Origin of the sequence: Chryseobacterium sp. JUb7 (assembly GCF_024806495.1) — a bacterium.
Lineage (GTDB): Bacteria > Bacteroidota > Bacteroidia > Flavobacteriales > Weeksellaceae > Chryseobacterium.
Window position 1 is genome coordinate 640,044 of sequence record NZ_JANUFF010000002.1, and the last position, 23,828, is coordinate 663,871.

The 23,828-nt window shown below is 34.8% G+C and carries 22 protein-coding genes; 4 read left to right on the forward strand and 18 right to left on the reverse strand.

All coding sequences use genetic code 11. From position 1 onward, the window contains the following. Nucleotides 1-52 precede the first annotated feature (52 nt). Both M2373_RS06490 and M2373_RS06495 read right to left on the reverse strand, forming a co-directional pair. Complete coding sequence (locus tag M2373_RS06490) at nt 53-526, reverse strand: GNAT family N-acetyltransferase (RefSeq protein WP_259108782.1); 474 nt, start codon at nt 524-526, stop codon at nt 53-55. A gap of 3 nt (nt 527-529) precedes the next feature. Beyond that, nucleotides 530-1,147 (reverse strand): DUF1684 domain-containing protein, encoded by a 618-nt coding sequence (locus M2373_RS06495; RefSeq protein ID WP_259108783.1) that lies wholly within the window; start codon nt 1,145-1,147, stop codon nt 530-532. A 242-nt stretch (nt 1,148-1,389) separates the two neighbouring features. Between M2373_RS06495 and M2373_RS06500 the strand changes: the two genes are divergently transcribed. Then, nucleotides 1,390-2,961, forward strand: coding sequence for a GMC family oxidoreductase N-terminal domain-containing protein (locus M2373_RS06500; protein WP_259108784.1), 1,572 nt, complete (start codon nt 1,390-1,392; stop codon nt 2,959-2,961). A 45-nt stretch (nt 2,962-3,006) separates the two neighbouring features. Here M2373_RS06500 and M2373_RS06505 read toward each other — a convergent pair whose 3' ends face one another. The 3 genes from M2373_RS06505 to M2373_RS06515 all read right to left on the reverse strand — a co-directional run bounded on the left by M2373_RS06505 (nt 3,007) and on the right by M2373_RS06515 (nt 6,311). Beyond that, nucleotides 3,007-3,408, reverse strand: a complete 402-nt coding sequence (locus M2373_RS06505) for a hypothetical protein (protein ID WP_259108785.1) — start codon at nt 3,406-3,408, stop codon at nt 3,007-3,009. 86 nt (nt 3,409-3,494) lie between these two features. Then, the gene (mqo, locus tag M2373_RS06510) at nt 3,495-5,000 is read right to left on the reverse strand and encodes a malate dehydrogenase (quinone) (RefSeq protein WP_259108786.1); all 1,506 of its coding nucleotides are present in this window, start codon (nt 4,998-5,000) and stop codon (nt 3,495-3,497) included. Nucleotides 5,001-5,270: 270 nt separating this feature from the next. Further along, nucleotides 5,271-6,311, reverse strand: a complete 1,041-nt coding sequence (locus M2373_RS06515) for an NAD(P)H-dependent glycerol-3-phosphate dehydrogenase (protein WP_259108788.1) — start codon at nt 6,309-6,311, stop codon at nt 5,271-5,273. A 226-nt stretch (nt 6,312-6,537) separates the two neighbouring features. On the opposite strand from M2373_RS06515, the gene M2373_RS06520 reads away from it, so the two are divergent. Further along, nucleotides 6,538-7,563, forward strand: a complete 1,026-nt coding sequence (locus tag M2373_RS06520; protein ID WP_259108790.1) for a M23 family metallopeptidase — start codon at nt 6,538-6,540, stop codon at nt 7,561-7,563. A 69-nt stretch (nt 7,564-7,632) separates the two neighbouring features. Here M2373_RS06520 and M2373_RS06525 read toward each other — a convergent pair whose 3' ends face one another. The 5 genes from M2373_RS06525 to M2373_RS06545 form a co-directional block, all read right to left on the reverse strand. Beyond that, nucleotides 7,633-8,811: an MBL fold metallo-hydrolase gene (locus tag M2373_RS06525; RefSeq protein ID WP_259108792.1), complete on the reverse strand. Its 1,179-nt coding sequence runs from the start codon at nt 8,809-8,811 to the stop codon at nt 7,633-7,635. 16 nt (nt 8,812-8,827) lie between these two features. Beyond that, complete coding sequence (locus M2373_RS06530; protein WP_259108794.1) at nt 8,828-9,478, reverse strand: NAD(P)-dependent oxidoreductase; 651 nt, start codon at nt 9,476-9,478, stop codon at nt 8,828-8,830. A gap of 64 nt (nt 9,479-9,542) precedes the next feature. Next, nucleotides 9,543-9,953: an Rrf2 family transcriptional regulator gene (locus M2373_RS06535; RefSeq protein WP_259108797.1), complete on the reverse strand. Its 411-nt coding sequence runs from the start codon at nt 9,951-9,953 to the stop codon at nt 9,543-9,545. A gap of 66 nt (nt 9,954-10,019) precedes the next feature. Further along, nucleotides 10,020-10,970, reverse strand: coding sequence for a hypothetical protein (locus M2373_RS06540; RefSeq protein ID WP_259108799.1), 951 nt, complete (start codon nt 10,968-10,970; stop codon nt 10,020-10,022). Between the two features lie 149 nt (nt 10,971-11,119). After that, nucleotides 11,120-11,554 (reverse strand): FKBP-type peptidyl-prolyl cis-trans isomerase, encoded by a 435-nt coding sequence (locus M2373_RS06545; protein WP_259108801.1) that lies wholly within the window; start codon nt 11,552-11,554, stop codon nt 11,120-11,122. Nucleotides 11,555-11,781: 227 nt separating this feature from the next. Between M2373_RS06545 and M2373_RS06550 the strand changes: the two genes are divergently transcribed. Next, nucleotides 11,782-12,780, forward strand: coding sequence for a catalase (locus M2373_RS06550; protein WP_259108803.1), 999 nt, complete (start codon nt 11,782-11,784; stop codon nt 12,778-12,780). Nucleotides 12,781-12,878: 98 nt separating this feature from the next. Here the strand turns inward: M2373_RS06550 and M2373_RS06555 are convergent, their stop codons facing one another. The 7 genes from M2373_RS06555 to M2373_RS06585 form a co-directional block, all read right to left on the reverse strand. Then, nucleotides 12,879-13,925 (reverse strand): TerC/Alx family metal homeostasis membrane protein, encoded by a 1,047-nt coding sequence (locus M2373_RS06555; RefSeq protein WP_259108805.1) that lies wholly within the window; start codon nt 13,923-13,925, stop codon nt 12,879-12,881. 172 nt (nt 13,926-14,097) lie between these two features. Continuing rightward, nucleotides 14,098-14,709, reverse strand: coding sequence for a TerD family protein (locus M2373_RS06560; protein WP_259108807.1), 612 nt, complete (start codon nt 14,707-14,709; stop codon nt 14,098-14,100). A gap of 71 nt (nt 14,710-14,780) precedes the next feature. Continuing rightward, nucleotides 14,781-15,731: a hypothetical protein gene (locus M2373_RS06565; protein WP_259108809.1), complete on the reverse strand. Its 951-nt coding sequence runs from the start codon at nt 15,729-15,731 to the stop codon at nt 14,781-14,783. A gap of 16 nt (nt 15,732-15,747) precedes the next feature. Then, nucleotides 15,748-16,923: a toxic anion resistance protein gene (locus tag M2373_RS06570; RefSeq protein ID WP_259108811.1), complete on the reverse strand. Its 1,176-nt coding sequence runs from the start codon at nt 16,921-16,923 to the stop codon at nt 15,748-15,750. 6 nt (nt 16,924-16,929) lie between these two features. Then, nucleotides 16,930-17,484 carry a TerD family protein gene (locus tag M2373_RS06575; RefSeq protein WP_259108813.1) on the reverse strand — a complete coding sequence of 185 codons (555 nt, stop codon included), beginning with the start codon at nt 17,482-17,484 and terminating at the stop codon, nt 16,930-16,932. Beyond that, the gene (locus M2373_RS06580) at nt 17,474-18,298 is read right to left on the reverse strand and encodes a phosphoribosyltransferase family protein (protein ID WP_259108815.1); all 825 of its coding nucleotides are present in this window, start codon (nt 18,296-18,298) and stop codon (nt 17,474-17,476) included. Before M2373_RS06580 ends, M2373_RS06575 begins: the two co-directional genes overlap by 11 nt. A 3-nt stretch (nt 18,299-18,301) precedes the next feature. After that, nucleotides 18,302-18,973 carry an HAD family hydrolase gene (locus tag M2373_RS06585; protein ID WP_259108817.1) on the reverse strand — a complete coding sequence of 224 codons (672 nt, stop codon included), beginning with the start codon at nt 18,971-18,973 and terminating at the stop codon, nt 18,302-18,304. A 601-nt stretch (nt 18,974-19,574) separates the two neighbouring features. Here M2373_RS06585 and fusA point away from each other — a divergent pair. Then, complete coding sequence (gene fusA, locus M2373_RS06590) at nt 19,575-21,641, forward strand: elongation factor G (protein WP_259108819.1); 2,067 nt, start codon at nt 19,575-19,577, stop codon at nt 21,639-21,641. 316 nt (nt 21,642-21,957) lie between these two features. Here fusA and M2373_RS06595 read toward each other — a convergent pair whose 3' ends face one another. Further along, the gene (locus M2373_RS06595; protein ID WP_259108903.1) at nt 21,958-23,496 is read right to left on the reverse strand and encodes a SulP family inorganic anion transporter; all 1,539 of its coding nucleotides are present in this window, start codon (nt 23,494-23,496) and stop codon (nt 21,958-21,960) included. Nucleotides 23,497-23,828: the final 332 nt, after the last annotated feature.

Genomic DNA, 23,828 nt, shown 5'->3' on the forward strand with positions numbered 1-23,828 from the left:
TCAAATTTATGGAAGAATCAAGCCAAACGGGAACTTTGCAATTAAAAATTTCTTAAAGTTTTTTATACATCAGATATTGCGGACCAATTCTACCAATCTTTGTTTTACCTTCATATAAATACCCAACCTGAATATAAAGATTATAGGCCAAAGGGTTATTTTGATTGACCGTAAGTACAATTTCGTCACAGTTTATAAAATTGTTTTTAACAAAATCATCTACCAGAATCATCGCCGATTTTCCGATTCCCTTTCCCTGTGCATTTGGATTAACTGATAAAGAACGAAGTAAAACAGCATTTTTATTGTCTGTGATATCCAATTTATCCTCACCGAAATCCAGTGTAAAAAATCCAACAGGTTTGTCATCATCAAAAATAGTTACCGGATGTTCCAATCCTGTATTTCTGTCTTTAATCCTTTGCAAAGCAAATGCAGCTGTTGATGTATATTTAGACTGAATGTCATCCAAAGTATAATTGACTTCAGAAAAATATTCCTGTTTGAAAAATTCTAAGCGGATCATATCTTAATGATGATAAATATCTTCATACATGACACCGGCACGAATTTCGACCGGCAGTTTATTTTCCTCAGGAACGATCGGACAGTTGTAATCGTAGGCATTGTAAGCACAGAAAGGCTGATAAGATTTATTAAAATCCAATATGATGGTATTCCCTTTAGGAATAGTAAGATCCATATATTTTCCACCTCCGTAAGTTTCTTTTTCATTAGTAGCATCACGGAAAGGCAGAAACAGATAGTTCCTGTATTTCTTCTGTTTTATTAAATCCAGACTTTGATATAATGTTAAAGTATATTTTTTCCCATCAAGATCAAAACTTGCTTTTCCATATTCTCTATAAGACTTCGTTTTCCCCGAAGAAGTAGGAAGGTCAAAAGGTTTTGGGTTCTTCGTTTTTACAAATGTAGCCGTTATTCTATATTTTAAATCGAACGGAAAAAAAGGATGTCCTTTAAAGTTAGTTAAATTATCACCTCTTAAAGGCGTTTCTTTTGGATTTAGATATTCAGCATTAAGATCTTCCTGAAATTTCTTCACTTCCATGATTTCTTTAGAAACCATTTTTTGAGAGAAAAAAAACAATGGAAACAGCATTAATATCAGTATAAATTTCTTCATAAATCTGTTTAAAAGTTTAAAACTATGAATTTTTGATGGTATTCGTGTTAAAAAATAATTACAAAAAACCAGCCAATAATAAGAATAAATATTTTCCTACATTTAAATTGAACAAGCATAAATTTTCAATGAAAGATCAATAGTTTTAAATTTCAAAATATAAATATTCATAATTAAGTTTAAATACTATTAACGTTTTATTTTGTAGCATATTTTTTGGACAGGCTGATTAAAAATCATCAATGGACAGAAAAAGTTTCATTAGAAACAGCCTTCTTGCAGTCGGAGGCTTTTACTTTTTACAAACCAACCTATTTGAAGCAGCTCAACCCAAATTTAAGGATAAAAAAGATATAAACGCTCCTATCATCATCATTGGTTCCGGATATGGAGGTGCTGTTTCCGCTTTACGTCTTTGTCAGGCCGGAAAAAAAGTTGTTATGCTTGAAATGGGCATGAACTGGAAAAGTTCCGGACTTCCCTATTCAAATTTATTAAAGCCCGGACCAAGTTCAGCGTGGCTAAAAACAAAAACCATTGCACCATTTTTTAATATTTTCTCATTAAAACTTTTTACGGGAGTTCTGGACCGCCTTGATTTTGAAAACATCAATATCTGGGTAGGAAGAGGTGTTGGCGGAGGTTCACTGGTAAACGGCGGAATGGCTGTAACTCCCAAAAGAAACTATTTTGAAGAAGTTTTCCCTCATTTAGATTCTGATAAATTTTATAATATCTATTTTCCTAAAGCAAAAGAAGAGCTAAAAGTAAACGTTATTAATGAAACTTTCTTACAGGAATGTCCTTTTTATAAATTTACGAGAGTCGGTGAAGCTGAAGCTCATAAAGCAGGTTTTAAAACAGTAAGAGTTCCGAATGTCTATGATTTCAGCTACATGGAAAGAGAATATAAAAATGAAGTTCCCCGTTCAGCTTTTAATACAGAGGTCATTTATGGAAACAACCATGGGAAAAACAGTCTCGACAAAACTTATCTTCAAAAAGCACTCGATACAGGAAATCTGGAAATAATAGATCTCCATCACGTTGACAGTATACAGCTTAATGATGATCAATCCTATACCCTGAAAGTTAACCAGATTGATACTTCAGGAAAAAGCATTGCAGAAAAAACATTCAGCTGTAAAAAACTTATTCTTGCAGCAGGGACGATGGGCACTTTACAATTATTATTACGTTCCCATGCATTGCATCATTTTCCTATTAATGATTATGTAGGAAAAAACTGGGGAAACAATGGAAATTTTATGACCGGAAGAAACTGGGTAAAGCCAATGACCGGAGGAACCGGAAGCAAGCAGTCAACCATTCCGGTAGGCGGTGTAGACAATTGGGAAGATCCCGAGCATCCTTTCTTCGCTGAAATTGCTCCTCTTCCTATGGGTATGGACGTCGCAACAGCCTTATATCTCCAGATCAACAGGGTTGACAAAAAAGGAGAAGTTTCCTATAAAAACAATCAGCTTGTCTTGGACTGGAATGAAAGCCATACTCAAAAGATGAAAGAAAATGCTGACTTTTTCATCAAAAAAATGAATAAAGCAAATGGCGGAACAAGAGCCCATTTATTATTCAAAAATGGTTTTGGGGCTAATATTTGTTACCATCCTTTGGGCGGATGCGTTTTAGGAGAAGCGACTGATGAATTCGGAAAACTGAAAAATCACGATAATCTTTTTGTTTTAGACGGCTCATTAATTCCCGGTACAATTGGTGTTAACCCTTTTGTAACAATCGTTGCCATTACAGAATATTGCATTGAAAACCTGATTTCCACCAATCAATTTGCTTAGCATCCGAGCTAATTTATACTCCAGCAGCATAGCAAAAAAAATAAATCAGTATGATTCTGAAATTTTCACCCGATAGACATCTGAAGAATTTCTTTTGATAGATTCTACATAAAATCCACCTTCTTCAGGAATAACTTCTTTCAGATCGAAACTTTTACAGTCTTTGGGAAGTCCGGAAAAAATTAATGTAAACCAAAAGTCACGCATAAAAGGAACAGGTGTCCAGTTCGGAAATACAGTGATGTTCTCCGTATGAATTAACTGGCTTTTATGCTCCGACTGATTATCAAAAAGATATGTTGAATGCCAGATTCTGATCAGATTTCCTAAAAACGGAGATGCAGGAAAACAGCAATGTACAATCACCTGTTTCTCCTCTTCTACTTTTGTCTGAAGAGATTCCAGCAATTCTTTTGCAATAACAGGTTTAATAACGACTTCTTCCACTTTTTATGAGATAACAGGTAATGAGTAATAAGTAATTGGCAAAGATAATCCATTATTACTTATTACTCACTGCTTATTATTTATAGCTAATAGTCAAGTTCTAATTTTTCTTTTGTATAATTTCTTACCTGATCAGTAAGCTCAGGATTTACAGCCAGTTTCTGACCATAAGACGGGATCATTTCCAATAGCTTATCTTTCCATTCTCCGTTAAGTTTTTCAGGAAAGCATTTTTCAAGAACATTCAGCATAGCGTATACAGCTGTCGAAGCTCCCGGAGAAGCACCTAATAAAGATGCAATTGTTCCTGTTTTATTAACAACAACCTCGGTTCCGAACTCCAGTTTTCCACCGTCTTTTTCGTCTTTCTTGATAATCTGAACTCTTTGCCCTGCTACTTTCAATTCCCAATCTTCTTCCTTAGCATCTTTAATAAACTCTCTCAAATGCTGCATTCTTTGAGTTTTGTTCATCGCAACCTGCTGAATAAGGTATTTCGTTAATGGAATGTTATGCCACCATGCCCCGAATAGAGATTTGATGTTTTTTGTATTAACACTTTCCGGGAGATCCAGATAGCTTCCTTCTTTTAAAAACTTAGTTGAAAATCCTGCAAACGGACCAAACAGAAGTGCTTTTTGACCATCGATAATTCTAAGATCAAGGTGAGGAACAGACATTGGCGGTGCATCTACCGTTGCCTGTGTATATACTTTTGCCTGATGTTTTTCTACGAGCTCCTGGTTATGACTTACCAGCCACTGTCCGGAAACAGGGAAACCTCCATACCCTTCACTTTCTTTGATATCGGAGCTATCCAGTAAAGGAAGCGCATATCCACCAGCACCGATGAACATAAAATCTGCTACGACTTCCTGTTTATGTTTGTTGATTCTGTCTTTTATTTTCATGCCCCATTTTCCATCATTTCTGGGATCTATATCTTTTACTTCATGGTATAGGAAAACATCCACATTAGAATCTTCCAACAGGTGTCTACCCATTTTTCTGGTCAGGGTTCCGAAATTTACATCTGTTCCCATTTCCATTTTTGTGGCAGCCATTACTTCAGATTCTTTTCTTTTGCTCATCACCAAAGGAATCCATTCTCTCAGTGTATCGTGATCTGTAGCAAACTCCATTCCTTTAAAAAGAACAGATTCGCTCATTTTATCATGACGTTTTTTCAGGTATTCAGCATCTTTTTCACCAAATACCAAACTCATATGAGGGCAAGAATTAATAAAATCTTTAGGTTCCTGGATGTATCCTTTATTCACAAGATAAGCCCAAAACTGTTTTGAAATTTCGAACTGTTCTGCGATGCTTTCTGCTTTGGAAATATCAATGCTTCCGTCCGGTTTTTCCGGAGTATAATTTAGTTCGCAAAAAGCCGAATGTCCCGTTCCTGCATTATTCCAAGCGGCTGTACTTTCCTTGGCAAACCTGCCCAGTCTTTCGAAGATTGCGATCTCCAGATTGGGATCAAATTCGTGAAGCAGCGTAGCTAAAGTGGCACTCATGATTCCGCCACCTACCAGTACAACGTCATATTTTGGTTTCGGTGTTCTGCTTATAAGCGATTGTGACATAATTCTAAATTTTACATCAAATTTCGGGAAAAGTTTTAAAAATAAGAACGTGTTTAACGATTTTAACAGGTTTATTTTTGAGAAAAATTAAAGTTTTTATTATGCTAAAAAATACGATCGAAATAATCAATTATTGGGAATTGAAACGATTAATCAAATTGAATAAAATGAGGCTTCGACAAACTTAGTGTGTAAACGTTTGAATCTCCAATATAAATAATTAATATCAGAGAGGTCACGTTAAGCTTGTCGAAGCACCTATTAATAGGCTTAATTTAATTTTGCAGTCAGTTTTTTAAACTGTTTTTCTGCATTTTTTCCTTCATAAAGGATTGCATAAATGGTATCTACGATAGGCAGTTCAAGACCTTTTTGCTTAGCCGTTTTATAAATAGAATCTGCTGCATAATATCCTTCTGCGACCATGTTCATCGACTGGATTGCTGATTTTACAGTGTATCCTTTTCCGATCAGATTCCCTAAGTTTCTGTTTCTTGAAAATAAAGAATAGGCTGTAACCAGTAAATCTCCCAGATAGGCACTTTCGTTGACATCTCTAGGCGCTTCATAAATAGCTTCCAGAAAGATTTCCATTTCGCGGATCGCATTAGACACAAATACAGCTGTAAAGTTATCTCCATAACCCAGTCCGCTTGCTATTCCAGCTCCGATGGCAAAAATATTTTTCAGAATGGCACTGTATTCATTTCCCAAAATATCTTTACTTGAATGTACTTTTATAAAATCAGAATTAAAGATATCTACCAGTTTTTTAGATGTTTCTTCTTCAACCGTTGCCACCGTAAGGTAAGAAAGTCTTTCCATCGCTACCTCTTCAGCATGACAGGGTCCGGCAATGACAGCCTGATTTCTGAAACCTATTTTAAATTCGTCTCTCAGATAGTGCGCCACCACATCATTGACTTTAGGAATGATTCCTTTAATGGCGGAAACAAAGATTTTATCTTTATACTCACACTTCATTTTATCCAGAGTATCAGATAAATAAATGGAAGGAGTTGCCAGAACGATAACATCACAAGCTGAAACCAGCTCATTGATATCTGTTGTCAGCTTTAGATTTTTAAGATTGAAGTTTACTGCTGTAAGATAAGTAGGATTGTGACCGCGAAGCTCTATGGCTCCTTTTACAAACTCATTTCTTACACACCAGTGCACCACTTTACAGTTTTCAACAAGCATTTTTACAATTGCCGTTGCAAAACTTCCGCTCCCTACAACACCTACAGAAATACTATTTTTATTCTTTTTTGGATTCGAAGATTCCGAATTCGTTTTCTTTTTAGCCATAAAACAAAATGTGAATTGCAAATATATTAAAACAAAGGTTGAGAAGGGCTTTTGCCGGCATGATAAAACCCAATTTTAGATAAAATTAACACTTCCAGACAATTAAATATCTAATTAACCGTTAAATACAGAAATAACTAAAGTTTTGTTAAAAATAATGCTAAAAGTTTATTTTTAATTAATTTTGCAAGCTTAAACCGTTTTGTTTAATACTAAGAAAAGAAAAATGAAGAAATTTCTAAGCAGCAAAAAGAACGTGAATTTCCTTTTGGGAGGACTTTTGCTTATCATTTTTGCACAAGGTATATTTATAACCACTTTATTTTCTAAAAAAGATGATAAAACCTATGAGGTGAATCTTGTAAAAATAAACACTGAGAAAGACAGTGTAGATTACTTAAAAATGAAAACAGATCTTACTTTAGTAGATCAGACTGTAGTTCAACTGAATACGTTTTTGAAATCCAAAGACGTGCCTAGTGAAAAAATAACAGTATTGAGTAAAGACAGTATTTCAAACTCTATCTATCTGGCTAAACAGGCCAACCGCTACAGCCAGTATTTGATGGATCTTCAGAAAAAATTGATGCAGGTTCCTTTGGGAATGCCTACAGATGGCTATATTTCATCTAATTTTGGAATCAGAAAAAATCCTATTCCTTTTAAAACCGTTTATGCATCGGTAAAAGGAAATACTTCCACTGAAGCAAAACCATCCGTTGCTGCTGCTCCGAAGCCTGAAGTAAAGGCAGAACCTATTGAAAAGATTATTGAAATCACCGACAGCTACGGAGAAAAAAGACAGGTAAAAGTAATGGTAACACCAAAAGCCAGTCCAGCCCCGGTTGCTTCTGCTCCGGCTACAAGCTCATCGCCAAAAAACATAGCCACTGCCACAAAACCTGCAGAAAAAAATAATCCCCCTGCCGAAGCTGACCAGATGCAGTTTCATAAAGGACTTGATATTGCTGTTCCTTTTGGATCTGATGTCATAGCTACTGCCGCAGGAACCGTAATTTTCTCAGGACAAAAAGGAGGCTATGGAAACTGTGTCATCGTTTCTCACGGGAATGGTCTCGCAACCCTTTACGGACATTTATCACAATTGGTCGCTAAAGTGAATGATAAAATAAAAGTAGGCCAGGTAATTGCGAAGTCCGGTAACTCCGGTCGCTCCACAGGCCCACACCTCCACTATGAGGTGCATAAAAATAATACTCCGGTAAATCCGAAGTTATTTATGAATTTATAAGAGATTTTTAGTTAATAAACAGGCTGCGGCACCAAAGGTGCCGCAGCCTGTTTATTAAAATCCCATTTATCATTCCAAAAAGCTTAATTTACCTTCCAAGTGAATCAGGTTTCCTTCTTTGGATGTAAAATTTGAATACACTATATTTTTGTTATAATCTTCTATATGCGTTATGTTGTATCCGTTTTTAGGTTCGTGCCAGTAAACAAGAAAAACATTCTTAGCAACTTCCACCACAGAATATTTAACGGTATCCGAAGCGCCTTTTGATGATCCTTCTGTTTTAACGAAAGTCATTGTTTCATGATCCTTGAATTCTTCAACAAATTTTGTATCATTAAAATCAACCAAGACTTTTCTTCCGATCGCCGGGTAAGGTGATTTCAGATCCCAGTTCATTTCACCCAGGAAAACTTTCACCCCCATTTCCAGCTCATCTTTTCCTGAAAGCTTTGGATATTTGCTAACCATAAAATTTACAATCGCATCTGAAGTTTTATTTTCAGTGACTGCTTTTTTATAGTTTTCAAGATAGTTTCCGACAAAATCCAAAGACTTTGGAGAAAGATCCAACGTTGCATAATGTGAAGGCACAACCTGTACGGGATGTAATGCTTTCATTGCATTAATCTGTCTGATCCATTGATCAATAGCTTCTTTGTTTTGGGTGTCTGCCATCCAGATGTACGAATCTACGGTTACTGAAATCCCTCCTACAATTGTTTTTATCGAAGGAATCCAAAGAAAACTATGAGCAGAATCATCTAAGTTCTGTTTAAGTTCAATTTTATTTCCTTCCAAATCAGGGACCGAATTTACAGCTTCCGGAATGATAATTTCCGAAGGTGCATTTTCTTTTAATTTGGGTCCCCAAACATTTAATTTTCCATCTTTCGAAGCCGAAATAAGATAAGCCGTCTGGGCAGTGGAAATAATTTTCACATCAGGAAATGCTTTTTTAATAACATCAAGACCAAAATAAAAATCAGGATCACTGTGAGAAATAAAAACTGTTTTCAGGTTTTTTCCGGTAGATTTTATTTCTTTTACCAATTCTAAGGCAAAATTCTTCTCAAACTGAGCATCAACCAGCATGGCATCTTTTTCACCATAAATAATCGTTGAAGTAATAGGGAAAATTGCTTTCGAACCAGGATTATAAACCTTTATTTTTAAATCTCCGGCCAGCAGAACCGTTGTACAACTTAACAGCAGGATTAATGATAAAAATTGCTTTTTAAACATCATTTTAGTTTAATATTAATTAGTAAGCTGCTGTAAAACGTTCGCGGATGTGGTTATTCTGCTCCAGTTCGTCTACTAAAACCACCGCAACATCTTCTACTGAAAGAATACTTCTACCGTTTTCATCAAAAACAGGGTTCTCAAGAGCGGTTCTGTATTTTCCGGTTCTTACTCCTGCAGTTCCCTGATGCATTTCTATAGCCGGGCTGAAGAATGTCCAGTCTAGCGTATTGTTCTCTTTAATTTTATTTAAATAGTCCCTTGCCGCTGTAGCTCCGGGTTTGATCTCTGCCGGAAAATCAGGACCGTCTACCAATTGCTTTCCGTCAATATAAAGACTTCCTGCACCACCTACAGTGATGAATCTTTTTATTCCTGAATTTTCAACTGCTTTTTCGATATTAACAGATCCGTTTAAAAAGTCATCATACAAATTAGGATTTGTCCAACCTGCATTAAAGGCATTGATCACAGCATCATTCCCTTTCACAGCGTCAGCCAGTTGGTCCACATTATTTACATCAACACTTTTTGCCGTTACATTATCATTTTGCTGAACTTTTGAAGCATCTCTTACAATAGCTTCCACTTCATACCCTCTGTTTACTAATTCTTTTACGATTTGTGTTCCTACAAATCCAGTTGCACCTATTACTGCTACTTTTTTCATAATATTTTATTTTAAATTAAATTAAATTGTAATAAATATTGTTACATTTATAGTCAAAAAAAATTTACTCGAATTGATCTGTAAATTCTTTCAAACTTTTGTTTCCTAAAAAATTGAGGACCAATTTATCTGTTTCTGTAAATAAATTATTCAAATGATCGTTAATATCTCTTCCTACACTACAAACAGGGTTAGGATTTTGATTTTTCTTACCCAGAACGTCTGTATTTTTTACTGCTGAATAAATTTCTGAAATGGTAATTTCCTCTGCATTTCTTGAAAGCTGAGCCCCACCTTCTTTTCCCTGTCTGCTGACAATTAACCCCGCCTCTCTGAGTACACTCAGTTCTTTACGCACAATCACCGGATTAATATTGATACTGCCCGCCATCCACTCAGAAGTAAGCCACTCCTGAGGACTTTTTGCCAGTAAGGTCATAATATGTACTGCCGTAGCAAATCTTGTATTGTTCATTGTAATTACATGGCAAAGATAGATAAAAATTCAACTGTAACAAATTTTATTACAGTTAAATTTTTCTTAAAGGATTAGTTTATCCAAATCGAGCAGTAAATAATTAATGTTCTGGTTAATTGTTCTTGTAGCAGACTGCATCTGATTAAGCATTGCAGCGCGATTATGAAGATCATCAGCACGGTAAAAACCTCCGTCGCTGAAAATTACAGATTGATCTGCAGCGGCTTTATCATCTTCAAACTGATAATGAAGCCATCTTTCTCTCATACTGCTGATAATGGAATGTTTTTCTTTATTGGAAAATTTTTTCTCAGTATACATATACCAGATAAAAGGTGGAAAATTGGGCGATTCCAGTTTATCTTTCCAAATATCCCGTAAAAGATTTCTAGAGTGTATAAATTCTACTTTTCGCCCTTTCGGATTAAGCGTTGCAAGACCAAATCCTGCTCCCAAAGCACCCCCGCCAATATCAATCGCATTGCTCCAGCCGTTGTCCTTCACGATACCTCCGGCAATGGAAGCAGCTGCACCAGCTACAATAGAATATAGAATGAGTTTATTATTTCTGGAATCATTTAAGTTATCAACATAATTTCCGATCTGTGCTACTCTTTCTCCTTCACAGTCAAATTCTGCAGCTACAGCATCCAACTCGGTTAATGCAATCGTAATTTTGCTATTGATGACACTTTTAAGCTGTAAGACTTTAACCTGAGAATTTAGTGTTGAGTCTTTTTTAAGCTCAACAATTTTATGTACCTCATCAAGATTTCCCAAGGCATTCAAAATCAGAATACTCTGATCGGAAAACATCCCTTTAAGCTCCTGATTGGCAGCAACAATAGAATCTGAATTATAGGAAGGCAGTTTCTTACTGTAATTATATAAAAACGGAGCCTTACAGTAACTGTCTTTTAAAGTAAGAATATTCTGCTTAATGACCTGGTTTTTCTTTGAAACACAGGACGTAAGCAAGCTAAAAATAGCAATCAGATAAAATATTTTTTTCATTTATGTATGTTTTTAATTCTGGTATTAAACCATTTTATTCTGAATAACTTTGTGTACGGTATTCAAGTCTGTTATAAATACTAAGATACATAAATAAAAAAATTTACCCGAAAATCAGGTAAATTTTTAAGTTATTTTTAAGGATAAAATTATTTGATATCCAACAGCTCCACTTCAAAAACCAGTGTACTGTTTGGTCCGATTTCTTTACTGATCTGCTGATCTCCGTAAGCAAGATGTGGAGGAATAATTAATCTCCATTTGCTTCCAACCGACATTAGCTGAAGAGCTTCTGTCCATCCTTTAATCACTTTATTCAAAGGAAAAGATGCCGGAGTGCCTCTTTTCACAGAACTGTCGAAAACTTTTCCGGAAATTGTTGTGCCGTGATAATGGCATTTTACGGTAGACTTCGGACCCGGTTTTGCCCCTTCTCCTTCCGTCATAATTTCATACTGCAATCCACTTGGTAATTCTACTACACTTTCTCTTTTTCCGTATTCCAGCATGTAATCCTGACCATCTTTCAGGTTTTTCTCTGCCAATTCTTTTTTACGCTTAAATAACATATCTGCTACTCCCATAATTGATAATTTTTACAAAGATAGGATTTTGAAGTTGGAAGACAGAGGCATGAGAAAGGAAGTTTTTTGATGATTAAAAAGAAACATCTATTTAAAAAACTCATCTTCAGCAGTTTAAACTGTTCATTTTCTACATTCATTTTCCACCCTAAAAAAGTTCAAATAACATTAATACTCCGTTAACACCGTTCTCGAAACTTGGCGTTATAATTGAATTTAAAAACTAAATGCCAGATCCAGTAAAATATAATAAGAAATTTGATAAGCTTAGCGATGAGGAAAAGGAACTACTCGAAATCACAAAAAAAAGCATTGCCGATTTTGTGGAGCAGTCTCCTTCTGTAAGTGATGTAAATTATGCCACCAGAAATGCTCATGCAAAAACTTATGCCGTAGCTAAAGGTGAATTTTTAATCAGTAAAAATATTCCGGAACAGTTTCAGAAATTCTTTGACAAGGAAAAATATGATTTAAAAATCCGCTTTTCAAATGCGCATCTTAAAATTGATCCTCAAAAAAAAGATATTCCTGCTTACGGGTTTTCTGTAAAAATAAAAGATGAAAATGGAGATGTAATTGCCAATTATCCGTTGGTGAATTTCCCTCTGTTCCCTATCAATTCTGTAAGTATCTTTCTGAAATTATTCACTTCAATCAATCGTTTTTTTGTAAAAAAATGGAGTTCATTTTCATTAATGATACAAATACTGAAAGTAATTCCTTCCACTTTTACAGGTTCATTTTTAAAGAATATTTTTAAACTCTGGGCGAAGAGAAACGACTTTTTACTGTCTTTTGATTATCATTCTGTGGGTGCTTACCGATTGGGGGAAAATATGATTAAGATAAAATTAAGTCCAAAATCTGTAGATAAAAACTTTGGTAAAAAGCTGAAAGCAAAAGAGGCTCTTGAAAATTATCTGAAAACAACCGATTTTACAGCGGAAGTATTGATTCAAGTCTGTTATAATCTGAGAAATCAACCCATTAACAAACTTAATGTAGAGTGGAAAAAATCACCATTTATAAAAATCGGTGAGGTAAAAATTAATAAAAATGAGCTTTTAGATGCCAGAGCATGTGAAAATGAGCTGCTGTCTTTTAACCCTTTTGAAAGTAAACCATTTTTCCAACCGGTCGGCAGAATACAGAGATTAAGAGATGAAACCTATAAAGTCTCTATGCAGACTAGAAATAAGATTAATAAGTTATTGAAATATAAATAGCAATATTCTTATTCCGGGTTTGTATTTTTATTTTTTTAAAACCATAAAAAAGGCTTTACAGTGATCTGCAAAGCCTTATTATTTAATTATAATTGATATTATTCTTCAATTTTTTCTTTCTCATCTTCCTCTTTTTTGTCAGGGAAAATAATTGATAAAAGAACTGAAATTACCAAGACTCCACCTACAATTCCTAATGAAACCGGTGAAGAAATATGAATCCATGGTGCAATTAACATTTTCACTCCGATGAATGAAAGAATAATTGCCAGTCCATAAGGAAGTTTGCTGAACATATGAATAAAATTCGCCAATAGGAAATACAAAGATCTTAACCCTAAAATTGCAAAAATATTCGATGTATAAAGGATGAACGGATCGTCTGAAATAGCAAAGATCGCAGGAATAGAATCCACTGCAAAAAGTACATCTGTAAATTCAATAACTGCCACTACCACTAGGAGCGGCGTTGCCATTTTAATTCCGTTCTGAACCGTGAAGAATTTATCTCCAACATAGTTATCAGAAACCTTCCAGAATCTTTTGATCAGCTTCGCTCCCGCTGTATTGCTATAATCTTCATCATCATCATCGTCACCATCGCCCCACGACTTAATCCCTGCATAAACGAGGAAAAGACCGAAAAGAACCATCACAATATTAATCTGAACTGCTTTTCCAAAAACATTCATTTCAGGTAAATATGTCAAATTAATTAATCCAACTCCTGCAAAAATGAAAATAGCTCTGAAAATCAGTGCTCCGATAATTCCCCAGAAAAGAACTTTATGGTGAAGATATTTTGGAACTTTAAAGAAGCCGAAAACAAGGATGAATACAAATAAATTATCCACCGACAGTGCTTTCTCAACCCAATATGCTGCCTGATACTGTGTGAATTTTTCAACTGCTATGGCATGGCTCATCGGAGAACCGTCTGTATTGAAAACCCAATACACCACCCCCGAGAAGATCATAGACAGCGAGATCCAGACAACTGACCAGATAGTAGCTTCTTTGGAAGAAACTTCATGACTTTTTTTATTGAAAACCCCTAAGTCAAGAAGGAGCATGATAACTACTGTTACCGCAAATCCCCAAACCAATCCTGGATGAAGATCTAAAATACCTTGATGTTTGTCCACGTTTAATATTATGTTATTATACTACAAAAGCAATAGCTGCACGATGTACAATTATTGCTAGTTTTTTATTTTTAAAAATACAATTTTCAACAATAAATAAGTTTTAACGAAAAAAAATCACAACTTATTTATTCTGAACAGACTAAGATCCGTTGCTGTTGAAGATTAAATTTTACAAATATTTTTGCTTAACAGTTTCAATAGTTTCCTGTAATTTTTTATCAGCTGTCGGATCTCCGATAGCATTGAATTTCCATTCATTATTTCTCTTATAGAAAACTCCCATTACCATAGAAACATGCCCCTTGAAAGAAGCATCATTAGCGATGTCATATTTTGCAAAAACTTCTTTTACATTGGTTGGAGAGCCTTCAAAAATACGGATAGACGCAAAAGGAATTGTTCCGAAGTCCTGACCTCTGTAGCTGTTCAAAACCATTGCAACATACTCTACATTTGAATCCAGGTTGCTGAAGTCTACCGTAATAACCTCATTGTCAAGACCGTCATTTCCGTTTACATCACCTGTCAAATCATCTCCACTGTGTCTTACAGATCCATTTTTTGATTTTAGGTTTCCGAAATAAATTACTTCAGTCGAATTTTTGTTTGAATCATACAAAATGCAGCTTCCATCCAAATCTACCGCTTCTCTTGTCACCCCTCCGAAGAAACCTTTTTTCTCGATTGCTCCCCAGTTTATCCCTACACATGCCTGCGTAAGAGTGGTTCCATTTTCCTTCGTAAGGTTTATTCTTTGACCTTTTTGTAAGTTAATAGCCATCTTTTTATGTTTAGTTTTGTTTATATTTTGTGATGAAAATCAATAAGCTAATAAGCCTATTTCCTTTTCGTTTAATTATTATTCAAATTTAAATTAAGCATTGCACGCAGAATATTTGTTTCTTCATTGATATCAAATATCTTGCTCATAATATCTACATTTTCAAGGTTTTTCAGGTAATCTGCTAACACACTGATGACCTGATCGGGCAATGTCCGTTTTCTCTCATTGATGGTATCTTCCAGCTGCTCATTTTTTCTTTTCAGCTGATGCACAATCGTTCCCTGATTTGATTCATTAGGCATTGTATCCAGTTTTTCCAATTTTTTCGGATCAATTAAATACATTTTTCTGCCTTCAATATCAAAAATAAACTGGTCATCCGACTGAAAAATTTTAAAAAGTTCATATTCATTTCCCGTAATCACGTAACCACAGACAAAACGGACTTTAAAGTTCTGGATATTAAGCCTTCCCAATAATTTCCTTTCTATCTGATAATCCTGATACTGATATGCAGGAAACGAACCTGATTTTAATAATTCCTCATCTACATTCGATCTGTAAAACTCAGTTGCATATTTTTTATAAAAATACAGAACATTATCCCAGTTCACCCGAAATTTATCTTCCGTAAGATCTTTATAAAGACTTTTTAGCTGATTGGAAAACACCCCGCTGTACATTTTCCTGTCCGTTTCAAAACCATCTACCCTTTTTTCCTCAAAACCGGAAATATATTTATTATTAACATCAATTTCATTAATAACAGCCAGCAGATCATTTTCTTTCTGACGCTTGATTTTCGTCAGCAATTCGATCAGACTATCGGTATACTGAAGATGAAAAAGCTCAAGTTTACTGTAATCCAATCCTTTATTTTCCTGAAAAAGATTATGGATAATATCTGTCTTGATGTAAATCGATATTATATCAACATTTTCAAAAAAATTTGCAAGAAGTTTAAGCTTTGTTAATCTTCTTTTGCTTTGAGATAGTATGGTTACAGCTTCATCATCCACCTTTATACTCTATTATTTATCCTCTGACGTTTGCTTTTAATTCGTGCTCTAAAGTCATCAAATCCTGATCCAGTTTTCTTCTGCCTTCAGCTCCTTGTTTCTGAATTTGCTTCACTTCGTTTAATGTACTGATCAATTTTGATGTAGTTTCTCTTAATGTATCAATAGAAACAATAGTCTGCTCGTTGGCTCTGGCAACGTTGATTGAATTCTGTCCCAGACGCTCTGCATTTTTTCTCAAAATTTCTTCTGTTGTAGCCGAAACCTTCTGCTGGATTTCAATATTCTGCTGCTGTCTGTACATAGCCACCGCAAGAGACAACTGATTTTTCCAAAGAGGTAATGTAGTTGTCAAAATAGTCTGTGCCTTTTCAGCAATAGAAACGTTGTTATTCTGAACCAATCTGATCTGCGGAAGCGACTGCATCATGATCACACGAACCACTTTAAGGTCAGCCAGTCTTCTGTCTAATCTCGCAATAAAATCTCTTTTATCCGCAATCTGATAATCCTGATAATTTTGTGGGGTAGCCTCCATTCCGGCAAGTTCTACACCAGCCTTTTCCATTCTCATATGTCCGGCGATCACAAGACCTTCGATTTGCTTGATTGCATTAACGTTACTTTCAAAAATAGTCTGTAAAACAGCATTATCTTTCGTAGAAGTAATAATTCCTGCGTTTACTTTATAAGCAATCTGATCAATATTGTTAACGATCTTATCGTATTTTGTAAATAAATTCTCAATCTGCGTCACAATACTTTTCATGAAAGGCAGTTTGCTTAAGAAGCTTTTGAATTTATTCTGATTTAATTCATCTACGTCTACATAGTTAAGTTCGATCAATAAATTATTAATAAGTTCTCCTACTTCTCCGGAATTTGATCTTCTTACATTTCCCAGGAAACTGTCACTCTGATTCGATAATGTCCTTTGAAGATCGGCACCGAAATTTACAATAGATCCCGGATTAGATTCGTCAATAGAATCTGCAAGAACCTCGTATTTCTGGCGCTCCTCTGCCTGTAGCTGAGCCAAGTTTACATTTCCTTCTCTGTCTACAAGAACAGCCGGAGCTGCATTCTGAGCAGGCTGATTCATCGTAGGTGAAGGAATTGGAGTTGGCTCGAATGTTTTAAGAGGTTCAATCGATCCAAGTGGATCTATAGGTTGATTTTCTTGATTATCCATGGTAAATTATTGATAAATTGATACAAATTTCTCAAGACCGTCTCTCTGCCCCGCTCCTACTGCTTCGAATTTCCATTCTCCGTTTCTGTTATAAATTCTTCCGAATTCTACAGCCGTTTCGATCGAGAAATCCTCATCCAATTCATATTTTAAAATTTCCTCATTCGTATCGGTATTGAAAATTCTGATGAAAGAATTTCTTACCTGTCCAAAGTTTTGTCTTCTTGCATCTGCATCGTGAATCGTTACGACTACTGTAATTTCTTTTACAGCGTCATCAATTTTAGTCAAATCAATTCTGATTTGCTCATCATCTCCAGCTCCGTCCCCCGTCAGGTTATCACCTGAATGAATCACAGCTTTATCCGGAGATTCAAGATTGTTATAAAAAATAAAATGATTATCAGAAACTAACTTTTTATTCTCGCCCAATAAAAATAAAGACGCATCTAAGTCAAATCCTGTTCCTGTAGAAGTATTATTGGTATCCCAACCTAAACCTACAGTGAATTTAGGTGCATTTATATTTTCTCTTTGTCCTTTTTGTAAGTTAATAGCCATAATATAATTCTGTTTTCGTTAAAGTGTTAATGTTATTTTCGTACTCCTTAATTAAATGATAATTGTTGCTGATTGCCAGTTCCAACAAGTTATCCATTTGTTCCTTTGTTACTTTAGACGTAAGATACTCAAAATTACTTGAATCTAAGCCTAAAATATATTTCACAATCCTTGTATTAAACTGGAAACTAGGCTTCGTCATTACTTCTGTGATGTGTTCAACATTTTTCACAGCGTAATAATTAAAGTAATTCTCAATTTTAGGATCCAGATCAAAATTCATCAGTTCTGCGTAATACATGAATAAAAAATCTGCTTCTACATCGTATTCAGCGAGAATTTTATTCACCGTATATTCATGGCTTCCGGTAATTTTGATATCGTCTATAAAAATACAAAGTTTTCCTCTTAAATAATCTTTATCCAGATAATAAGTATCATTGGCAATCAGATTTTTACGATCTTCAAAACTTAGATTTCCATAATCTGTGGTATAAGTATGATTTCTATTGATTTTTGATAAAATACTGGATTTTTTTCCTTTTTGAAATAAATAAAAATCCAAATATTTTTTAAAATAAAAACATAGAAAATTAGAAGCCGTCGGAATTGCCATATATGGACTTGGCAGTACGACAATCTCCTTATCTGTATTTAAAATTTCTTCATGTTCAGAAATAAATCCTTCAAACAATTCTTTTGCGAATTTTTCAGCAAATGACTTATCTCCGTATTTGAAATAACTATATTCTGCAGGTGAAAAAGTAAATTCATCCGCTGAATGAATGTGGTGTAAGCTATACCTTTTATTCATCTTTTATACGTGTTTCAATAAGTGTGCGTTGAACCCAAAATCTTTTGCTCCTTTATAATCAGCAACCGGATTGTCACCTATATGTAAAATCTGATTCATCTGCAATTCCGGATTCCGGATTTTATTTTTAACCTCCTGAAAAATAAGCGGATTGGGTTTTGAACAATTACTCTCATCGGAATAAATATGAAAATCAATATACTGATCCAAATTTTCATTGATCAGGAATTTACGCATGGTTTTTCCCTTGATAAATCCGGTATTGCTTAAAATATTTATCGTCTTACCCTGATTTTTAATTTCTTCAAAAAACTGATGCAAATTTTCGAAAATCACAATCGGTTTATAATCTAAAAACAAATCTTCACTCTTTTGATAAAAATCACTTAATTTATCTCTATTTAATTGTTTTAAATCTACTTCCAAAGCATTAAGAATTAATAAATAGATCTCAAAAGTATCTACATTACCACCAATTATTTCATTGATTGTATTGCAAAGATCATCATAATACTTTACGACTTTCGCAACTTCTCCTATAGGTTTTCTGACATCAAAAAATGAGGAGAACAGCTCAACTCTTTTTGCTTTAAATTCAGGATGAGATTTTATTAAGGTAAGCCACAGATCAAAAGAAAAATGTGAGTGATTGTGGATGTCGATATCTGTTTTCAAAATAGTTTAAGTTAAAAGTTTTTATTTAGCTTTTCTTGAAAAAGATTTTTAAATGGTTATTATTTGCTGTCATCAATTCGTGTTTAAAATTTTTCAGTTCTCCCAAAGATAGAATTTTTCTTATTAATGAATAAATGTAGGGGTATGTTTTAAGATATTTTTATGATTTCCCGTAATTTTATTTTATTTTTATGTTCAAGCAAAATTTTAGTTTTTTAAGCTATTCAAAAAAATTAAAAAAAGTTTTTGTCATTTAAATATTTTTTCTAATTTCGCAACCGATTAACAATCAACAATGTCAACAAAAATGATAAATATTATAACTTTAAACCATCCTATCAGAGCTGTGTACTTTGGTAGCACTGAATATTTATCTGAATAACGATCGACCTTTATAAAACAAACAACATATTGAAGGCCTATCTGTTCAGATAGGTCTTTTTTGCTACCCTACTTTCAGCTTTTACATTCGAAAAGGTTGTCTAAAATTTTTAACGAAAATAAAAATGAACTTCTTACGGAATACATTGTAAGATCATGGAATTTTCGTGCCTAAAATTTCACAATACAACCTTAAAATCAACAATTTAAATTAAACAAAATGAAATACAACACACGAAATATAGGGATTATAGCACATGTCGATGCAGGAAAAACTACACTCACGGAAAGATTGCTTTATTACACAGGAATGATTCACAAAATCGGAAATGTAGACGATGGTAATACCACTATGGATAAGGACATTCAGGAGAAAAACCGAGGAATTACAATTTCATCGGCTGCAATTTCCACTCAATGGAAAAAAGATCATACTATTTTCAATATCAACATTATTGATACGCCAGGACACATTGATTTTGCAGTAGAAGTAGAACGTTCTCTTCGGGTTTTAGACAGCGTCGTTGCCGTTTTCTGCGCTTCTTCGGGAGTTCAGCCACAAACGGAAAATGTATGGTTCCAAGCAGAAAAACATGGAATTGCCAAGATTTGTTTTATCAATAAAATGGACAGAACCGGAGCCGATTTCTTTGCTGTTTTAAAAGAAATTGAAACTAAATTAGATACAACGCCTTTAGCATTGCAAATACCTATAGGTTCTGAAGATCATTTTGAAGGAGTTATTGATTTAATCAAACAGAAAGCACTGTACTGGGTTGATGAAAACGGAGAAACCATTATTGAAAAGGAAATTCCTGAAAATTATATCAAAGAAGCTTCTGAATGGAGAATGAAATTAATGGAAACAGTGGCAGAATTCGATGAAACATTTTTTGAAACATTTATGAATTCTGAATATCAAATTTCTGAAGAAATGATTACTGAAGCCATAAAAAGGGTCTGTCAATCAAGAACTCTTGTTCCAGTTTTATGTGGTTCTGCATTTAAAAATAAAGGAGTTCAGCCTTTACTCGATGCGATTGTAGGTTACTTTCCTTCACCCAATCAATTACCTCCTATCAAAGGAAAAGATGTAAAAACGGAGGAAACGGCTGAACTGGAAAGAAATGAAGCAGAAACTTTTTCCGGACTGGTTTTCAAGGTGATGATTGATAAACATATGGGAAAACTGGCAATGCTCAGGATATATTCAGGAAAGATAGAATCCGGAGATACTGTTTTGAATGTGAGAACAGGGGAACAATTCAGGATTTCCAGAATTTTGCAGATGCAGTCCGACAAAACGTTAACTATCGACATGGGAAAAGCGGGAGATATCGTTGCTTTAACAGGAATAAAAGATGCAAAAACAGGAGACTCTTTATCATCCATTGAAAAACCTGTCTTGCTTGAATCCATTACAATTCCTGCTCCGGTTATCAGAGTTTCGATTGAACCTAAAACAAATGCTGATGAGAAATCTTTTGGATTGGTCTTAGCGAAAATTCAGGAAGAAGATCCTTCTTTAGTTGTTGAAAGAGACAAACAGACTGGTGAAACACTCTTAAGTGGATTAGGAGAATTGCATCTTGAGGTAACTTTAGAAAAAATCCGACTGAACCACGGAATTGAAATCAATCAGGGAAAACCTAAAGTTTCGTATCGGGAAATTTTAACTGAAACGAGAAAACACAGGGAAAAACTTTCAAAACAAAACGGCGGAAGCGGACAATTCGCAGACATCACTTTTGAAATCGGACCTCGTGAAGATTCTGAAATCGGCCTGGAGTTTATTAATCAGATTAAAGGAGGAGTAATTCCTAGTGAATTTATCCCCGCTATTGAAAAAGGTTTCAGAGAAGCCATGGAAAACGGAGCTTTGAGTGGAAATCCTTTAGAAAGTATGAAAATTACCCTATTAGACGGATCCACTCACAGTAAAGATTCTCACGCTTTAGATTTTGAAATTGCTGCAAGAGACGGTTTCAGAGAAATTGCAAAACACTGCAGTCCAAGATTACTGGAACCGATTATGCAGATTGAGATCCAAAGTATTGAAGAGTATACAGGTGCCGTTACTGCCGATATCAACAAGCGAAGAGGAATTATCACTTCGATTGATGAAAAATCTGGAAGAAAAATCTTCACAGCTGAAGTTCCTCTGGCTTCTACATTTGGATATATTTCTGATCTCAGAACGTTGACAAGCGGCAGAGCTTCCATCAGTATGAAATTATCGCATTATGCTTTAGTGCCTGATTTCATCGCCAATACATTAATGACCTAAAAACGAGGGCTGTAAATTTTATTTTACAGTCCTTGTTTGGGTTAATGATGAGTTTTTCTTTCCTGAATTGTACTTTTTTCTCCCACAGATTTTGCTGATCATGCAGATTTTTCATATTATATCTTAACCATGATCCCTGCTCCAACCTTATTGTTTCCCACAGATTTCTCAGATTTACACAGATGTTTACGCGTTATTTTATACTTCCTGCATACGGCTTCCTACCTTCAACCTTATTACTTCCTGCAGATTTCTCAGATTTACACAGATGTTTAGGTATTATTTTAAACTTCCGGCTTCCTACCTCCAAACTCTCCTATCCTTCAGGCATAACTTTGTATGTTGGATCATCCTGAATATTTACTTCTATTACTGCTTCGGCATTTTTCAGCATTTTTCGGCAGTCTTCACTCAGATGTTTCAAATGTAATTTTTTATTTTGCTGAGCATATCTTTTTGAAAGTTTATCCAAAGCATCTATCGCACTCATATCAACAATTCTGCTTTCTTTAAAATCGACAATCACTTGCCCGGGGTCTTTTGCAGGATCAAATTTATCTGTAAAAGCCGTGACAGAGCCAAAGAATAATGGTCCAAAAATTTCATAATATTTAATTCCATTTTCATCAACATACTTTCTTGCACGAATTCTTTTAGCATTGTCCCAGGCAAAAACTAATGCCGAAATAATAACACCTACCAAAACGGCCAACGCTAGATTATGCAAAACAATAGTAATTAAGGCTACCGTCATTCCTACAAAAATATCTGACTTAGGCATTTTATTGACAATTCTGATCGAAACCCACTGAAAAGTACTGATGGCCACCATCATCATTACTCCCACCAAAGCTGCCATCGGAATTTTCTCAATAAATGGTGCTCCCACTAAAATGATAATTAAAATGGTAACAGATGCAATAATTCCTGATAATCTCGCCCTTGAGCCCGCATTAAGATTCACCAAGGTCTGGGCGACCATTGCACAGCCTCCCATTCCTCCAAAAAAGCCATTAGTTATATTCGCAATTCCCTGCGCTACAGATTCTTTATTTGCATTTCCTTTCGAATTGGTGATTTCATCGACCATTGATAGTGTTAAAAGAGATTCAATCAAGCCAACACCCGCCATAATTAATGCATAAGGAAAAATAATCTTTAAAGTTTCCAGAGAAAAAGGAATTCCCGGAATATGAAAAACCGGAAGGCTTCCACTGATATGAGCAATATCTGCAACTGTTTTTGTGTTGATATTAAAGCCTAAAACGACTGCAAAAACGATCACAATAGCAATTAATGAAGCCGGAACAGCTTTTGTTATTTTTGGAAAAAAATAAACGATGGCAATGGTAAGTGCCGTTAATCCAAGCATTATATATAATGACATGCCCTGAAGCCAGCTTACTGCTCCATTTGCATCGATAATTTTAAACTGTTCGACCTGGGCCATAAAAATAATGACAGCCAATCCATTTAAAAAACCGTACATTACCGGTTGAGGAATTAACCGTACAAATTTTCCGAGTTTAAAAATACCAACCAGTAACTGAAAAACTCCTGCGAGGACAACTGTTGCAAATAGATATTCTATGCCATGTGTTTTTATTAATGCGATCAAAACTACAATTGTAGCGCCTGCCCCGCCGGAAACCATTCCGGGGCGGCCACCTAAAATTGCCGTGACCAATCCCATCATAAAAGCGGCATATAATCCGGTTAAAGGAGAAAGTCCTGCCAGAATTGCAAACGAAAGTGACTCGGGAATCATCGTCATTGCGACGGTAAAACCTGCCAGGAGCTCATTTTTGTAATTTATTTTTTTCGAAAAATCGAATAAAGTAAGAGTATTTTTCATTGAATCGCAAAGGTATGGACTTGAAAAATACCGTACAATATTTTCTTGGTGATAACATAATTCACCTGCAAATTTAGCCTGAAAAAGGAGAATTTTCATGATCTTTAGGAGAATAATATATTTCACTTAATAGACCATTTATTTTGGAAAATTTTCATTGATTTTAATTTTTAACAAAAAATTTCAAGTCATTTCTTTGGATTAACTTCTATTTTTTTTAATTTTGAATGCTAACAAGTTGATTTTTTTCTAAGACTTCCACTATTTCCTTAGAGATTGTGCCTAATAATTACGAAAATCGACAGATAACTTACAAAAAGAATTGCATGAAA

What these genes read in the sequence shown, in the direction of transcription:
- M2373_RS06550 (WP_259108803.1), top strand. Translation starts at nt 11,782, where the DNA reads ATGCCAGATCCAGTAAAATATAATAAGAAATTTGATAAGCTTAGCGAT.
- M2373_RS06570 (WP_259108811.1), bottom strand. Translation starts at nt 16,923, where the DNA reads ATGGATAATCAAGAAAATCAACCTATAGATCCACTTGGATCGATTGAA.
- M2373_RS06575 (WP_259108813.1), bottom strand. Translation starts at nt 17,484, where the DNA reads ATGGCTATTAACTTACAAAAAGGACAAAGAGAAAATATAAATGCACCT.
- M2373_RS06540 (WP_259108799.1), bottom strand. Translation starts at nt 10,970, where the DNA reads ATGAAAAAAATATTTTATCTGATTGCTATTTTTAGCTTGCTTACGTCC.
- M2373_RS06500 (WP_259108784.1), top strand. Translation starts at nt 1,390, where the DNA reads ATGGACAGAAAAAGTTTCATTAGAAACAGCCTTCTTGCAGTCGGAGGC.
- M2373_RS06495 (WP_259108783.1), bottom strand. Translation starts at nt 1,147, where the DNA reads ATGAAGAAATTTATACTGATATTAATGCTGTTTCCATTGTTTTTTTTC.
- M2373_RS06545 (WP_259108801.1), bottom strand. Translation starts at nt 11,554, where the DNA reads ATGGGAGTAGCAGATATGTTATTTAAGCGTAAAAAAGAATTGGCAGAG.
- M2373_RS06535 (WP_259108797.1), bottom strand. Translation starts at nt 9,953, where the DNA reads ATGAACAATACAAGATTTGCTACGGCAGTACATATTATGACCTTACTG.
- M2373_RS06560 (WP_259108807.1), bottom strand. Translation starts at nt 14,709, where the DNA reads ATGGCTATTAACTTACAAAAAGGTCAAAGAATAAACCTTACGAAGGAA.
- M2373_RS06525 (WP_259108792.1), bottom strand. Translation starts at nt 8,811, where the DNA reads ATGATGTTTAAAAAGCAATTTTTATCATTAATCCTGCTGTTAAGTTGT.
- M2373_RS06490 (WP_259108782.1), bottom strand. Translation starts at nt 526, where the DNA reads ATGATCCGCTTAGAATTTTTCAAACAGGAATATTTTTCTGAAGTCAAT.
- M2373_RS06530 (WP_259108794.1), bottom strand. Translation starts at nt 9,478, where the DNA reads ATGAAAAAAGTAGCAGTAATAGGTGCAACTGGATTTGTAGGAACACAA.
- mqo (WP_259108786.1), bottom strand. Translation starts at nt 5,000, where the DNA reads ATGTCACAATCGCTTATAAGCAGAACACCGAAACCAAAATATGACGTT.
- fusA (WP_259108819.1), top strand. Translation starts at nt 19,575, where the DNA reads ATGAAATACAACACACGAAATATAGGGATTATAGCACATGTCGATGCA.
- M2373_RS06595 (WP_259108903.1), bottom strand. Translation starts at nt 23,496, where the DNA reads ATGAAAAATACTCTTACTTTATTCGATTTTTCGAAAAAAATAAATTAC.
- M2373_RS06520 (WP_259108790.1), top strand. Translation starts at nt 6,538, where the DNA reads ATGAAGAAATTTCTAAGCAGCAAAAAGAACGTGAATTTCCTTTTGGGA.
- M2373_RS06580 (WP_259108815.1), bottom strand. Translation starts at nt 18,298, where the DNA reads ATGAATAAAAGGTATAGCTTACACCACATTCATTCAGCGGATGAATTT.
- M2373_RS06515 (WP_259108788.1), bottom strand. Translation starts at nt 6,311, where the DNA reads ATGGCTAAAAAGAAAACGAATTCGGAATCTTCGAATCCAAAAAAGAAT.